Here is a 14,976-nt window from a genome sequence, read left to right on the forward strand (position 1 = left end):
CACATGACAACAGAAGAACTGAAAGCACTAGGGTTAGATGAAACGCAGATTAAGGAAGTTTTTAGGCTGCATGGATTAGTCGTAAGCGAATTTAAAGACTTAGAAAACGAAAACAAAATCTTGAATTCGGAAAAAGAAAATTTAGAATTGCAATTAAAAAATGCGAATGAAAAAATTGAAGAATTTAAAGATTTAGACGTGGATGCAATCAAGAAGGAAGCCGAAGACTATAAACAAAAATATGAAGAGTCGACAGTGAACCATCAATCGGACATTGATCGATTAAAGCGTGATTTTAATATTGAATCGGCGTTAATGGGTGCAAAGGTAAAAAATACGAAGGCCGCAAAAGCGTTATTGGATATGGACGCGTTAACAACGGCAGAAGATTTTAATAAGGCACTTGACGCACAAATTAAAGGCATTCGCGAAACAGATGCTTATTTGTTCCAACCGACCCAAGGAAGCGGATCTATTGGAGGAACGGGCAATCCTGAAAAGCCGAAAGAAAACATGACTTATTCTGAAATGATGGATTATTTATCGACACATCCAGGTGCTGAAATTTAAGGAGGAAAAGAAATGGCAGGATTATTTGACAGCAAAAACTTTAATGCCGAAGTGTTCGGCAAGTATTACGACACGATTCCGAAACTGAAAAGAAATGAATTAGTTAAGTCGAAAGCGATCGTGATGAATGATCGCATTAAACCGACCATGGCAGAGCAAACAGGCGGAAACATTGTTACTGTTCCCTTGTTCGGTCACATTGGCGGTACTGTATCGAACTATGACGGTCAAACGGACATCGTAGAAAATGATACCCCGACCTTTACCCATACGCGGGTTGTTGTCGGTCGTGCGAACGCATGGGTTGAAAAAGACTTCGCCTATGATATTACAGGCGGCGTCGACTTTATGGACAATGTGGCAAAACAAGTGTCTGAATACTGGGATGAAATCGATCAAGATACGATTCTTTCTATCTTGAAAGGCATCTTCGGTATGACCGGCGCCGAAAACAAAAAGTTTGTCGACGGCCACACTTCCGATATTACGAAAGTTGATAGCGGCAAATTTAATGAAGTAACGCTGAATAACGCACTTCAAGCAGCCGTGGGAGAAAACAAAGTTAACTTTAGTTTGGCGATCATGCATTCTCAAGTTGCTACGAATTTGGAAAATCTGAATTTACTTGAGCATCTGAAATATACCGACGCGACAGGCGTTCAACGCGATCTAACCTTGGCAACGCTGAATGGCCGTTCTGTAATTATTGACGATTCCATGCCTACTGAGGTTGAAACAACTTCCAGCGGCGATGTGGTGAAGTACACCACTTATATTTTAGGCGAAGGTGCGTTCGAATTTACCGATGCAGGGGTTAAGGTTCCCTTCGAAATGGATCGCAATCCCAAGGTAAACGGTGGTCAAGATACTCTGTACTCTCGTCAACGTCACTGCTTCGCCCCTTATGGGATCAACTTTACTAACAAGTCCATGAAGACTTTATCTCCGACCAATCAAGAATTGGAAAACGGAACGAACTGGGAATTAGTCAATACCAACGCATCCAGCGGAAAACAATATATCGATCATAAAGCCGTGCCTATCGCCAGAGTTATTTCTTTGGGTTAATTATGGAAAACTTATATAAGGAATTTACAGACTCGGGCAGAGATATGACTCTGTCTGAGTTTTCCTTAAAGTTTAAACAGGCGAAAGCTCTGATCGATTACTTGACGTTCGGGCGAATTGACTATACTAATCCTCAATTGGTGGAGCGATTCAATGATTGCGTTCTGGAACTAATCACTTATGATTTCGATCAAGAGAAAGACTTTTTAAAAGGTCATCGTTCGGACGGCATAAAGTCTGAGGCGGTCGGATCTCAACGCGTCGATTATTTGACGGCCACTGTTGACGATATGAACAAATTGGACGCAATGAAACAAAACAAATATGTTGGGATTATAAAAAAATATTTTGGATTGACAGGTTTAATGTATCGAGGTGTTTAAATGCTAACAAATGCAAACTTAACAATTTTTAATCGATACATTGAAAACAGGGAAACAAAATATCAAAAGTCCTACGTTTACGATGTTCACTGGGAAGACAATCAAGGGGCAAATATCTTGCAATCTGGACTCGTGAGCGCTGATCGATCGACGGTTTATATTCCTTTCGATTCCTGTGAGACGTATGTTCCGCCTTCTGAATTTAAAACGAATCATCAAGGAAAGATTACTTTTCAGCCGGAAGATGTAATTGTTAAAGGAATTATCGAGGACGAGTTTACTACTGTGAAAGACCTTGAAAAGAAATATGATTTTGTGCGTATGGTGACGACGGTCGACACGAGGGATTATGGGTCACAGAAAATGCGTCACTGGGAAGTAGGTGCGAAATAATGAACATCATATTGAAAAAATTTGATTTCGATCAAGGCGCAGCCTACAGGAAGCGGAAGCTTGGAAAAGGTCAGGAAGTACAGCGATATATTGATTCTGAGTGTATGCGTTTAATGAATCCTTATACGCCGTTTCGGCAAGGGATGTTGATCGGTGCTGCAAGTAACGGAACCAACATTGGTTCTGGAAAGATTATTCAACAAACGCCTTACGCAAAGCGCTGGTATTATGAGACCGCAAATTTTTCAGGCGCTCCAATGCGTGGGAATAAGTGGTTTGAGCGGATGAAGCAATCGCACAAACAATCCATTTTAAAAGGTGCGGCAGCCATTGCAGGAGCTAGATCATGACAGCGATTGAAGCAATTAGACAATATTTCATGGATTGTCCCTTATTAGATGCAGAAGCCAGAATCAATGTGAATTATATTGGAGTTGAGCCGCTGGAATATATTATTTATTCAGATCCTATGGATCCGATTTATAAGAGATATTCCGATGGTGGCGTCATTAAACAATATGGATTCACTTTCGCCACACTGAATTACCACTCGCCCGAAGTGATTCAACAATTGGAAAACTCAGGTTTTTATGAAGATTTTTCACGTTGGATTGAAGAGAATAACAAAAAAGGGGCGCTTCCCGAAGTGGACGGCGCACAACGAATAGAAGTATTGACCAATGGCTATTTGCTCAATGCAGAAGCTGATCGAGGACAATATCAAATACAACTAAAACTTTTATATTTGGAGGTTTAATATGACTACAAAATTAGTACAAAGAGCAGATAAAGTCGCTTTTATGAAGGTAGACGACACCTACCACAGAATGAAAGGCTTTACTGGCCTATCGAATTCCAAGAATCCGAAAGAATACACTCGTCAATATGTCGATGAAATGTTCGAAACTACTGACGTCGTCGGTATTTCGGCATCCATCGAATGGGGCTTTGACCAACTTCTTGGCGATCCTGTTCACGATAAATTGGCTCAACTGATCGATGATGAAATTATCGGCACCGATGCGGTTGTAGAAATTTTGGTCGTCGACTTTACAAAGAAAGCCGGCACCGGTTACGAAGCAAGAGAACGGAAATATTCCGTCATTCCTAACACCGACGGCGGATCCATGGACGCGTACACTTATGAAGGTACGTTTAGAGTAAACGGCGACTTTAAGAAAGTAACCGTTACCTCTAAAGACGAATGGCAAACAGCGACCATCGACGCCTCGGCAGCACCTCAACAGTAATTAGAGAAAGGAGACCATGAACATGGCAAAATTAAAATTTACGAATAATGAAATCAAGGTTGACATTGAAGACAACATTTTTTATATCGACATTTTCGACGATGTAGCAAATGAAGGATTTAAAGAAATCCTTGCTCTTGCAGACGAAATGAAAAGCGGGAATTATGGTTCTTATGATGATCTAATTGCCAAAATGATTCCCATCTTTGACAAAATTCTCGGAGAAGGCGCGATTAAAACCATCTTCGGTGATAAAAAACCTAAAATGATGCACATCATTCAACTTGCCTATTATTTGACAGATGAGATGAATACACAAAGAGAAGAAATTTTCAAATCGATCTATGTAAAAAAATGAGTAATGTAATCTTAGATGATTTACCCTACTCGGTAAAAATCGAAGGTCTAGAATACCAATTTAAAGCCGATTTTAAAACATTTATGCGATTCGAAATTTTAATGGAAGACAAGGAAATTGACGACGCATTGAAGATAGAAATCGCATTGGAAATGTTTTACGGTGACCAATTTATTGTCAATGAATCCGAGGCAATCACTCGGATTCTTGACATTTATGTTGGAGATGTTATTGAAAAGTCAACTGAAAAAGTTGATCCGGTCTATTCGTTTTCAGAAGACGGCGATTTGATTTATGTTAGTTTTGTTGAAGCGTATGGAATTGACTTAACTGAATCAAAGATGCACTGGTGGAAATTCAAAGCCTTATTTTATAATCTCCCAGAAACAACGATCATGGCAAAAGTCATGGGTTATCGGGCGAAGAAAATTACAACCAACATGCAGCGGGATGAAATTAAGTTTTACAAAAACATGAAGAAATTATATGCACTGAAACAGAACAAAACGGCATCTGAAAAAGAGCAAGATTTCGCAGATTCTCTGTGGGGTTAGGCTCTATTTTTTATATAGAAAGCGAGGTGAGAAATGGCAAGTGATGGAAAACTAATATTTGACACAGAGTTAAATGATTCTGGGTTTAAAAAGGGAATGAGCAAGCTCGGCAGTGTGACGGGCAAATTCGCAAAAGGCACCATGAAAGCAATTGGGCTTGTATCGGGTGCAATCGGTGGAATGGGCCTCGCTGCTGCTAAAGTCGGTTCCGAATTTGAGTCTGGAATGAGTCAAGTTGCCGCGACCATGGGATTCACACAAGAACAAATCAAAGGCGGTTCTAAAGAATTCAAACAGCTGGAAGCTGCCGCCCGTGAAATGGGTGCAACGACACAATTCTCAGCAACTCAGGCTTCTGAAGCATTAAACTATATCGCTCTCGCTGGCTATGATGCAGACGATGCTATTAAGTTGTTACCGAAAACATTGAATCTAGCTGCAGCAGGCGGTTTAGATCTAGGTTATGCAACCGACATTGTAACAGACGCCATGAGCGCGCTGGGTTTGTCTATTGAAGATGCTGATTCGTTCATCGACCAGATGGCGAAGACTTCTCAAAAGTCGAACACAAATATCGCTCAACTCGGTGAAGCAATCCTAACTGTAGGTGGTACCGCGAAAGACTTGGCGGGCGGTACAGTTGAATTAAATACCGCATTAGGGATTCTTGCAAACAACGGCATCAAGGGCGCAGAAGGCGGCACAAAACTCCGTAACGTGATTATGTCCTTGACGGCTCCGACAGACAAAGCGCGGAAAGCAATGGAATCCTTGGGAATTACCGCGTTCGATGCTGAAGGCAATATGCGACCGTTAAAAGACGTGTTCCGCGACATTTCACTTGAAATGGCCAATATGACCACGGCAGAACGAAAAGAGTGGTTGAATACCGTCTTTAATAAGCAAGATTTGGCCGCCGTTTCGGCATTGTTGGCCGCCAATGCGACCAATATTGATGATATTTCCATGGCGCTGGAAGCCGCAGGTGGGCCAGGTGAAGAGTTTAAAGAAAACATCGCTGCCCTCGGAAAAGAATTTGACCAATTTGCCGACAAGCAAGATTTCGTCAATCATGCTATGGAAGCCTTCGGGCTATCCGCCGAACAAGCCGGCATTTTATATGAAGGTCTGAAGTCGTCCATTGAAGGTGGCGAATGGAACCAACTTGAACAAAATATCAGGAATTCTGCTGGCGCTGCCGAAGAGATGGCCAAGGTTATGATCGACAACCTAAAGGGCGATCTGGTCATTATGAAATCGGCATTGGAAGAATTGGGCATAGCCTTTTACCAGACCTTCCAGGGAGATTTGAGAACCTCGGTTTCGACGGCCACAGGCTACATTGACGCCCTTTCCATGGCCTTCCGTGGATTAGACATGGGAGAACTCAAGTCGAATCTGGAAGACGCTGGGATTAGTGTCGATGAACTCGGGATTAACCTCGTACAAGCCAGCTTCAAGATGGAACAATTCGCCACAAAAGCGGAATTTGTCGATTGGGCTATGCAACAATTCGGATTAAGTTCTGAACAAGCAAGCACTTTGTTCGACCAACTCGCAGCAAGCATGGAGAATTCCGGTAGTCGGATGGAGTTAATCGGTAAAGTTATCGGCGAAACCATGGCAAGTGTCATCGCCGATATTTCGGCAGTTGCACCACAATTTATGCAACTCGGCATTGATATTACGCAACAATTAATCACCGGCATTTCTCAAAATATCGGTCAAATTGGCGAAAGTGTTTCACAAATTGCGACGACGTTAATCGAAGGTGTTACGACATTACTTCCGCAATTTTTAGCATTAGGTGCTCAGTTAATCGTTAGCTTGGTTCAAGGTCTGGCACAAAATGCGCCTCAAATAGGAACTGCCGTTATGACCGCGATTGGTCAAGTTGCAAGTGTGTTAGGCACAGCAGTTCCGCAATTTATCCAATCCGGCGCTGAAATGATCTTAGGATTGGCTCAAGGAATCGGCGAAAATATTCCTCAGGTTATGACAACTATTCTAGAAATGGTGGTCAATATCGCCGACGCAGTTATCGGCGCGATTCCAACATTGATCCAAGCCGGCGGTGAAATCCTTAAAGGTTTAGCTCAAGGTATCGCGGAAAATTTACCTTTGGTCATTCAGGAAGCTCCGAGACTAATCAATGAATTCGCATCTGCGGTTTATAGTGCGATCCCTCAAGTAATAATGATTGGTATTCAAATTATTGGCACCATCGCAAAGGGCTTGATTCAAGCAATTCCTACGTTAATTGCCAATATCCCCCAAATCATTTTGGCGCTTATTAACGCATTTAGTTTGGCCAACCTCGCAAGCGTTGGTAAAGGCTTAATTAAATCACTAGGTGCTGGAATTAAAAGTGGCGCCGAGACGGTTTATCTTAATGGCCTTTATCTTATTGAAAGATTAAAAACTGGCATCATGTCAGATCCTGCGGCATTACTAAACTCTGCAGTAAAACTGGTTCAAAGTTTTATTGGCGGCATTGTCACGGGTGGCGCTCAACTGTTGAGTACAGGCGCACAGCTAATCGGTCAATTTGTGGCTGGAATCGGCACACAAGGACCCGCATTGCTTGCAAAAGGCGCTGATTTGCTAACGCATTTGGCCGTGGGTATTATTCAAGGTATTCCCACTGTATTAGCAGCGGTTCCAGGTATTATTGCAGCAATCGGCACAGGCATCGTTAGTGCTGGTGGTCAGTTAATATCTGCCGGCGGAAATCTTATAAAATCATTTGCTTCCGGATTATTGGGCGGAAAAGGCGAAGTCGAATCTGCTTCACAATCAACCGGTCAAGCCGCTGTATCTGGACTAGCAAATTCCAGTGGTGAGGCTTCATCTAAAGGCGTTGAAATTACAACCAATTTCAGCTCTGGAATTTTATCTGGACTTGGAGAAGTCGATTCCGCTACCGGTGAAATTAAAAATTCTGCTATTTCTGGATTGGGAGGATCAGGGGAGGCTTCTGGAAAAGGTTCTGAAGTATCCAGTAATTTTAGTGCGGGCATTTTATCAGGTGTCGGAGAAGTTAATTCTGCTTCTAATACGACCAAAACCTCCGCAGTAACTGGATTATCCGATTCTGGTGAAGCTAGTAGCAAAGGTTCTGAATTAGGAACAAGTTATGCAAGCGGGATTTTGGGATCCTCCGGTTCTGCAAGCTCCGCTGGTACTGGATTGTCTCAGGCAGCAATCGGCAATTTAAAAACATCTGCGCCTAAAGCAAGCACTGAAGGTAAATCAACCGGAGACAACTATGCTACCGGGGTTAAGGGTACGCAAGGTCAATCTCAATCTGCTGGTAAGGCTGTGTCGGACGCAGCCGTAAAAGGAGCTCAAGCGTCGAAGTCTCAAATGCAAGCAGCAGGTTCTCAAGCCGGCCAAGCGTTCGCAGCAGGATTCAAGTCTCAAGTCGGATCTATTTCTTCGGCCGTTTCGTCTGCAATGACTTCTATGGTTAGTGGTGTTAATGCTGCGAAAGGTCAAATGCAATCGGCCATGACTTCGATCATAAATGGCTTAATTCAAGCGATTTCTGCAAGTAAAAGCAGATTCCAGAATGAAGGTCGCCAATTGATGACTTCGGTGACGAATGGCATCAGGGCATCTCAAGGACAAGTTATATCAGCTATAAGAGCAGTACTAAATGCCGCAGCAAGTGCTGCTAATTCCTATCGTGGACGATTTGTTTCTATTGGTAGAAATATTTCAGCAGGTATGGCTAGTGGGATCCGTTCTGGTTCAGGTGCCGTTGCTGCCGCAGCTAGAGCTGTAGCAGCTCGAGCAGTCGCTGCAGCGAAGGCATCGTTATCGATTCATTCGCCATCGAAGAAAATGGCAGCAGAAGTCGGTTTGCCAGCAGGTCAAGGGATTGCCGTAGGACTTGAAGATTCAATGCCGGCAATCGAAAAATCCATGCAGATTATTAGTGACGGCATGATTAAAAGCATGACCGATCAACACATGAACATGGCATTATTTGAACAGCGAGAAGTTGAAGAACGGCATCGAAAGTTAACAGACCTCGGCATTCTGAACATCGGCAAGATGTATGAATCTTTCCAAGCGCTTCATAAAGAAAAAATCCAACAAGTTCAATCTGAAATTGAAGCCCTTGAAAGTCAAATCGAAAAAGCCCAAAGCGGTAAAAAATCCGAGGCAAGGAAGAAAGAGCTTGAAGCGGACAAAAAAGCTTTGGAAGAGAAAAAGAAAAACTTAGAAGACTATGCCAAAGCATTCGATGAAACCTATGGTGGCATTGTATCGTCATATGAAAAAGCCGCTGAATCTATTAAAAACAAAGCCGAAAGCCTAAAGCAAAAACTCATCGATTATGGTGATGTTATTGAAGCGGTCCGAGATTCTGAAGGAAAAGTAGTAAAGAATGAATTCGGCGAAGATATGTTGAAGCTGACAGATTTGGAACCTCAGCTGCAACAAGTTGCCACTTATGGAAGTTTGCTCGATCGGTTATCGGCAAGAGGTGCCGACGCACAGGTAATGACGGAAATGCTAACTATGGACATTGACAAAGGCGTTCAATATGCACAATTGCTTCTCAATCAATCAGAGGCCGATTGGGATCGATATATGGATGTTATGAAGCGGAAACGCAACATCGCCGAAGGCATCGCGAAAAAATACTATGACCGTGAATTAAAACAATTGAAAGGTCAATACACTGATAAGCTCGTTACCAATCTTGAAGAAATTGTGGATACAGCCGGCGAAGTCGGGAAGAAATCCGCAACGAAATTGACAAAAGGTTTCGACAAAAACAAAGATGGATTCATTAAATCGGTTAAGGATGTTTTAAATCAAATGCGAAAAATGGCTGAAATGGAAGTTAATGCGACGATACAAGATTCTCAACACAAGCTGAACAACCTGAAAACACAGATTTCCAATGCGCAAGGCGCAGTTAATAATATCAATGTATATCCGCAAGCAGCTGGTCCGTCTCCGTATCAAGCCGGTACGCAGATGGGTCGAGGTATCGACCGCGAATTAAGGCGAAGGGGGATTTAATGCGAGGAACGTTAAGTGATTCTTTTGAGTTTCGAGGCGTCAATTTTAGAGATCGGTTTAATATAAAAGTTGTAAAAACTGATTTTATTTTGCCCCCGAAGCGTGAAAGAAAAATAGCCATCCCAGGGCGTCATGGTCAATATGATTATGGCGCCGAATGCTGGGAAGAGAGAACGATTCGGCTGGAATGCGACGTTATTGAAAAGTTGTCGCGGGCCGATTTGAGAGAAATATCTTATATCTTAGGTAAAAAAGGCAAGTTGTATCTGTGGGATGAGCCTGACAAATACTACGTTGGCGAGATTTATCATGGCGGCGAAATTATGGACTTTCCAAAACAAAACATGCGGACATTTACCCTCGAATTTATCTGCGAACCGTTTGCCTATCGAGAATCTAAAACCATTGAATTCGAAGGTGAACTACAAATCGATTATCAAGGAACAATGGACACTCCTTGTATTCTTGAATTGGACAATCCGTCAAAAGGATCGAACGGCTTTTTGATCACGCAACTGAAAAGGAGATAATTATGTATGCGACAAATTATTTAGAAAGAGCATTTTTAAACACATTAAAAGGAATTCAGTTTACAGCGCCGGCAGTGGTATATGTCGGACTTTATATTACGAGCCCAAGTGAAACTGGTGCGGGCGTAGAAGTTAACTATAACGGTTATGAACGACAACTTGTTCGTTTTAATTCGCCCGCAGAAAAAGATGGCGTCATTAGTATTTCCAATGAAGAACAAATCAACTTCCCGCAGACCGAATCGCCAGCCGGTACGGTCACTTATATCGGCATCAGTGATTCAAAATTAGGTGGAAATATGCTGGCCTATGGGAAGTTAACAGAAGACTTGGAAATCAGGGCACAAGAGGCACCGGTATTTATGCCTGGAGAAATTAAGGTTTATTCTACGGGGAATTTATCGACAGCGTACAAGAAGAAACTTTTAAATATTTTCAATGGTAGAAGCATGAACGGCGTATCGCCTCATCTGGCATTATTTAACAATTCCCCCGATAAAGGTGGAAGTGAATTGATCGGCGACAATTATTCTCGAGTACCCATTGAATTTTCTGCACCAGAAGAAAATGAAACTGGCCAATCGGTGATTAAAAATTCGAACAAGCTAAACTTTAATCGCCCCACGACGGATTGGGGAATGTGGGATCATACGGTAGTTATGGATGATTTAAAACTTGGCGAAGCGATTTGGATTTATGACCGAGGAACTGGCAAAGAACTCAAGAAAGGCTATATGCCTATTGCAAACATCGGCGCATTGAAATTTGCCATTAACTAATCATGAAGTACAACTTAACGCCGTTTAATATTTCAGGCGTCGACACACAAGAGCCGTTAATTACTATGCATTGCTCGGCAACATTGGAGCTGAGTGTCAATTCCTATGCAGATATTTCGCTTTCCATGACAGGAACGAATCAAGTTGGTATGAAGGCTTTATTGTCTGGCGGAACGCCTGTCGAAATCAGTTTTGACGAAGAAATCACGTCAAGCGGCACTATTACTTCGGCATGCGCTATGCAATTTCAACTGAATGAAAAGTTGCACGTAAATGGGTGGTCTTCAGAAGACATTATGATCGAAGATCCATTCGAAGAAGAAATGAATTGCGATGTATGTGTTTCCGAAGACATTGCATTTGACAATGATTTTATTGAAACTTTTGATTCTGTCATCATACTAGATAAATTTATCGACTTGGTCATTATGGAACTAAGCGAAAACCTTGGAATAAATACACAGAGCACCATCTTAGATTTGACGATTATTCCTGTTTACCATAGAACTTCCAATAGCAAACGTGTGACTGTGAACTCTGAAAATTATACGGTTTATTATGATGGGAAAAATATTCTGGATAGTTATGCCAGCAACGAATGGATCGAAATAGGGCGCGATACAAAAAAAATAAGTGTTTATTCCTATAGTAATATTCCAGTTAAGGGGCGGTTGATTTATAAGGAGAGATTCCTATGATTCTATTAGAAGTGCAAGACACAAATCGAAAAAAGATCGCCTATCTGGAAAATGCATTTGACATCACCGAAGAATTAAAAATCAATTCAATCAACTTCGTCAATTTTTCCATGCCGAAAAACGATCCAAAAAATGAGCATTTAAAAATGTTCAACTATGTCAAAACGCCTCATGGATTGTACCGCATTTTAAAAGTAACTGAAAACGAAGATTCTTATGAGTATGAAGCGGAACATGTTATCGCAACATTACTGGATCACGTGATTTTTGGAACTGTGGTCTATGGAAACCTAGGCATCTATACAAAAAACGTTGTTCAGTACGTTTTGAACAAACAAAAAGTAAAAAATTGGGTTCTGGACGAGTGTGATTTTTCCCGACAATTTGAATATTGTTGGGAAAATGAAAACTTGGCTGGGGCTCTTTTTAGTATTCCAAAACCGCTGGAAGCGGAATATATTTGGAAATTTAATACGGATCAATATCCATGGAAATTGAGTTTAAAAAAGCTATCAAAAGAGGAAGCAAAGCTTCACGTCCGCCCGAAGAAAAATCAGATTAGCCTGAAAGCGACGTCAAATCCGAGAGACATTTGCACGCGAATTTATCCGCTCGGTTATGGTGAGGGCGTCAATCAACTGACGATTAAATCTATTAACAACGGAATTCCTTATTTGCAGGCCGAACAAAAATATATTGATAAGTATGGATTACAAGAGCGCGTTTGGATTGATCGCCGTTATGAGAAAGCCGACAGTTTAAAAGATGCAGCGCAAGTTATGCTGGATCGACTGAAAGAACCAATTATGGAATTTGAAGTTGATTTCGCTTTATTTAAAGATGATGATTTCACCCTTGGTGATACGGTTGTTGTTAGTGATAAGTATAGAGACACCATTATCGGCATTCAGTACAATTATTCCGATATTATGACCAGCAAAGTCACCATTGCTAATGACTCAACTTCAATCGCCGGTACGGTCGCAGATTTAGCCGACAGGCAGCGAATCGAAATGACCTATGCGCAAGGTGCAACGCAACTTTACGCACAATCCATTCAAGTAAACGCCGATAATCGTTATGGTGCGGAATTGAATTTTTATGTGCCGCAGGAAATGCGTGTCATAAATAAGGTGATCGCCAAAGTAAAAATCGATTCATTCAGAGCGTATTCTAAGGCAATCAAAGGTGGAGGCGGATCCACTGATTCCACTGACTCGGGCGGCGGTTATTACGACGGGTCTTCCACCGAGGGCGGTGGGTATCAAACGTCCACGTCTGACATCGACCAGCTAATTCCTGGCAGCCAAGGCGGTCACAACCATGGCATGGAAGGCCTCATTCAAATGTTTGGTTACGACGGCCAACCGTGGAAAAAAGATAGATTTCTCCCTTCGGGCAACCACACGCACTTTATGACAGTAAAAAATCACACACACGGTTTCCGCATAAATATTCCGTCTCATCGCCATCGCTTCGAAGTAAAAGATCATACCCACGACATTGAATTCGGTATTTTTAGAAGCCACGGGAACGTGCGATATTTTACAGTGAAAGTAAATGGCAAAGTGAAGGACACGATTTATAGTAATTCTGGCGAAATTGATCTGACAACGTACTTGCTAAATAACAAGAACGTTATTTCTAGGGGATCCTGGCATTCGGTCGAAATTGTACCAAGCGATTTGGCCTATGTGACAATCGACTTGTTTTTCCAAGGGTTTGTACAAAGTAGAGGTGATTACACAGTATGAAAGAAATGTACAAGGGGATGGTCAATTCTCCACAAACAAAATTGTCGAAAGCGATTAATTCTGCAGATACTGATATTTACGTAAAAGATGGGTCAGCATTTCCTAAAGGACCGAATCTTGCGGTAATAGGAACAGACAAGAGTGCTGAAACTATATTGTATAGTTCTGTGAATAATGACATTCTGGTCGGATGCACTCGCGGTTATCAAGGAGAAGCTAAAACTTGGGACGTGAATACACCTATTGCAAGAAATTTTACCGAAGCCGATTTAACTGCGGTGCAGGAAAACATTCGAACACTGGATGAAAAAACATTAGCAGACATGACAGAAGATAGCTTGCATAGAACCGTTTCCGATCAAGAAAAAACATCGTGGAATAATAAAGTTGATAAAGTGGACGGCAAGGCACTCTCAACAAATGACTTTACCGATGCGGCAAAAAAGAAAGTGGATGCTATTCCACCTAATCCAAAATATACAGACACGATTCAAGATTTGAGTGGATATGTAAGAAAAGAAGAAGGTAAAGTCCTTTCTGACTGTAACTTCTCTGGTCTGGAAAAACAGAAGCTACGGCAACTTCCAACCGAAAACGAACTTGGTGCGGTATTGGAAAAAAAAGCAGATAAGACAGAATTGAAAACAAAGCTTTCTGAAATGACTGACGATTCAACACACAGATTGGTGACGGACACAGAAAAAACAACGTGGAATAATAAACTTGATTCCGTGAGTGGAGAAGATGTATCGCGATCTAAAACAAAAGGGTATGAGAATGCCACTGCATGGCAAAGTGTATCTTCTAGCCGAGATGTTGAAGACTGGATTGGTGACTTCGATAAGAGGACGAGAGAAAATAAAGAAGCCATTTCAAATGTAGCTAAAATAGTGGTGTTAACAGAGAGTGAGTACAAAGCATTAAGTAATAAAGATCAAAATACAATTTATTTTGTAAGGTGACAAAAATGTTTTTGCAAGATTTAAAACTTAACAATCACGACCGGTCAATAAGCAACATATATTTGGGCGACCAATATATGATTGGAACCAAGAAAGTGGAATTTAAAAACTACCAAATTTTTAGTATGACAGATAAAAACTTTGTGGTAAATTTTACAGAACCTGTAAACGACACAGGGAGGAAATTCCTGCCAAAGGTGAGTTTTAGTAAGATTCTTCTTCGGTCATTTGAAGCCGACGCCACCAAGTGGTTGAAGTTTATGTATCTATCTTTTAGCATTGTTAGAAAGAGCGATTTGAAACGCTTCACCGTGTCAGTCCAATATAAGGACAAGGAATTAAGAGACTTTCTAACCAGTGAAACTTTTACTTTCATAGATAAGGAATTAAAGGTTTACGACGAAGGAATTTCAACTCAAGATAAGAATTGGCTTCAAAGTCAACCGATAAGGTTATTCAACTTCGACGGATATTATCTTCATCCAATTAAGGGTGAATGGATGTTTGATGAATTAAATGTGTCATCTTTTATCTTTGAAGATAATACTCCTCGACCGACGTTAACGCAATTTCAACGCTGGTTAGATACTGACGGGTGGTTAAAATTGACTGCGAAATGTTGCATAGGTTAGAAAGG

General features: G+C 41.5%; 16 protein-coding genes. All 16 read left to right on the forward strand.

Annotation, left to right across the window (positions count from 1 at the left end; translation table 11 throughout):
• Nucleotides 1–3: 3 nt before the first annotated feature.
• From OCV31_RS04020 to OCV31_RS04095, 16 genes are read left to right on the forward strand one after another with little or no spacing between them, the layout of a single operon-like run.
• Complete coding sequence (locus OCV31_RS04020) at nucleotides 4–570, forward strand: phage scaffolding protein (protein ID WP_148472845.1); 567 nt, start codon at nucleotides 4–6, stop codon at nucleotides 568–570.
• Between the two features lie 12 nt (nucleotides 571–582).
• Nucleotides 583–1,638, forward strand: a complete 1,056-nt coding sequence (locus OCV31_RS04025; RefSeq protein WP_148472847.1) for a phage coat protein — start codon at nucleotides 583–585, stop codon at nucleotides 1,636–1,638.
• 2 nt (nucleotides 1,639–1,640) lie between these two features.
• The gene (locus OCV31_RS04030; RefSeq protein ID WP_148472849.1) at nucleotides 1,641–2,021 is read left to right on the forward strand and encodes a head-tail connector protein; all 381 of its coding nucleotides are present in this window, start codon (nucleotides 1,641–1,643) and stop codon (nucleotides 2,019–2,021) included.
• Nucleotides 2,022–2,414: a DUF6751 family protein gene (locus OCV31_RS04035; RefSeq protein ID WP_148472851.1), complete on the forward strand. Its 393-nt coding sequence runs from the start codon at nucleotides 2,022–2,024 to the stop codon at nucleotides 2,412–2,414.
• Nucleotides 2,414–2,764: a minor capsid protein gene (locus OCV31_RS04040; protein WP_148472853.1), complete on the forward strand. Its 351-nt coding sequence runs from the start codon at nucleotides 2,414–2,416 to the stop codon at nucleotides 2,762–2,764. The genes OCV31_RS04035 and OCV31_RS04040 overlap by 1 nt, the downstream gene beginning before the upstream one ends.
• Nucleotides 2,761–3,171, forward strand: coding sequence for a hypothetical protein (locus OCV31_RS04045; RefSeq protein ID WP_267303798.1), 411 nt, complete (start codon nucleotides 2,761–2,763; stop codon nucleotides 3,169–3,171). Before OCV31_RS04040 ends, OCV31_RS04045 begins: the two co-directional genes overlap by 4 nt.
• A gap of 1 nt (nucleotide 3,172) precedes the next feature.
• Nucleotides 3,173–3,664, forward strand: coding sequence for a hypothetical protein (locus tag OCV31_RS04050; protein WP_148472858.1), 492 nt, complete (start codon nucleotides 3,173–3,175; stop codon nucleotides 3,662–3,664).
• 22 nt (nucleotides 3,665–3,686) lie between these two features.
• The gene (locus tag OCV31_RS04055) at nucleotides 3,687–4,022 is read left to right on the forward strand and encodes a hypothetical protein (protein WP_148472860.1); all 336 of its coding nucleotides are present in this window, start codon (nucleotides 3,687–3,689) and stop codon (nucleotides 4,020–4,022) included.
• Complete coding sequence (locus OCV31_RS04060) at nucleotides 4,019–4,576, forward strand: Gp15 family bacteriophage protein (RefSeq protein WP_148472862.1); 558 nt, start codon at nucleotides 4,019–4,021, stop codon at nucleotides 4,574–4,576. The genes OCV31_RS04055 and OCV31_RS04060 overlap by 4 nt, the downstream gene beginning before the upstream one ends.
• A 33-nt stretch (nucleotides 4,577–4,609) precedes the next feature.
• Nucleotides 4,610–9,616, forward strand: coding sequence for a phage tail tape measure protein (locus OCV31_RS04065; protein ID WP_148472864.1), 5,007 nt, complete (start codon nucleotides 4,610–4,612; stop codon nucleotides 9,614–9,616).
• A complete protein-coding gene (locus OCV31_RS04070; RefSeq protein WP_148472866.1) occupies nucleotides 9,616–10,146 on the forward strand; it encodes a distal tail protein Dit in 531 nt (176 codons plus the stop codon). The genes OCV31_RS04065 and OCV31_RS04070 overlap by 1 nt, the downstream gene beginning before the upstream one ends.
• Nucleotides 10,147–10,148: 2 nt before the next feature.
• Nucleotides 10,149–10,925, forward strand: a complete 777-nt coding sequence (locus OCV31_RS04075) for a phage tail fiber protein (protein WP_148472869.1) — start codon at nucleotides 10,149–10,151, stop codon at nucleotides 10,923–10,925.
• 2 nt (nucleotides 10,926–10,927) lie between these two features.
• The gene (locus OCV31_RS04080; protein ID WP_148472871.1) at nucleotides 10,928–11,623 is read left to right on the forward strand and encodes a hypothetical protein; all 696 of its coding nucleotides are present in this window, start codon (nucleotides 10,928–10,930) and stop codon (nucleotides 11,621–11,623) included.
• Entirely contained in the window at nucleotides 11,620–13,377 is a 1,758-nt protein-coding gene (locus OCV31_RS04085) for a phage tail spike protein (RefSeq protein ID WP_148472872.1), read from the forward strand. The genes OCV31_RS04080 and OCV31_RS04085 overlap by 4 nt, the downstream gene beginning before the upstream one ends.
• Nucleotides 13,374–14,339: a phage upper tail fiber protein gene (locus OCV31_RS04090; protein WP_148472874.1), complete on the forward strand. Its 966-nt coding sequence runs from the start codon at nucleotides 13,374–13,376 to the stop codon at nucleotides 14,337–14,339. Before OCV31_RS04085 ends, OCV31_RS04090 begins: the two co-directional genes overlap by 4 nt.
• Nucleotides 14,340–14,344: 5 nt before the next feature.
• Nucleotides 14,345–14,971: a hypothetical protein gene (locus tag OCV31_RS04095; protein WP_148472876.1), complete on the forward strand. Its 627-nt coding sequence runs from the start codon at nucleotides 14,345–14,347 to the stop codon at nucleotides 14,969–14,971.
• The last annotated feature ends 5 nt before the right edge of the window (nucleotides 14,972–14,976 follow it).

Origin of the sequence: Aedoeadaptatus acetigenes (genome assembly GCF_025566985.1) — a bacterium.
Lineage (GTDB): Bacteria > Bacillota > Clostridia > Tissierellales > Peptoniphilaceae > Aedoeadaptatus > Aedoeadaptatus acetigenes.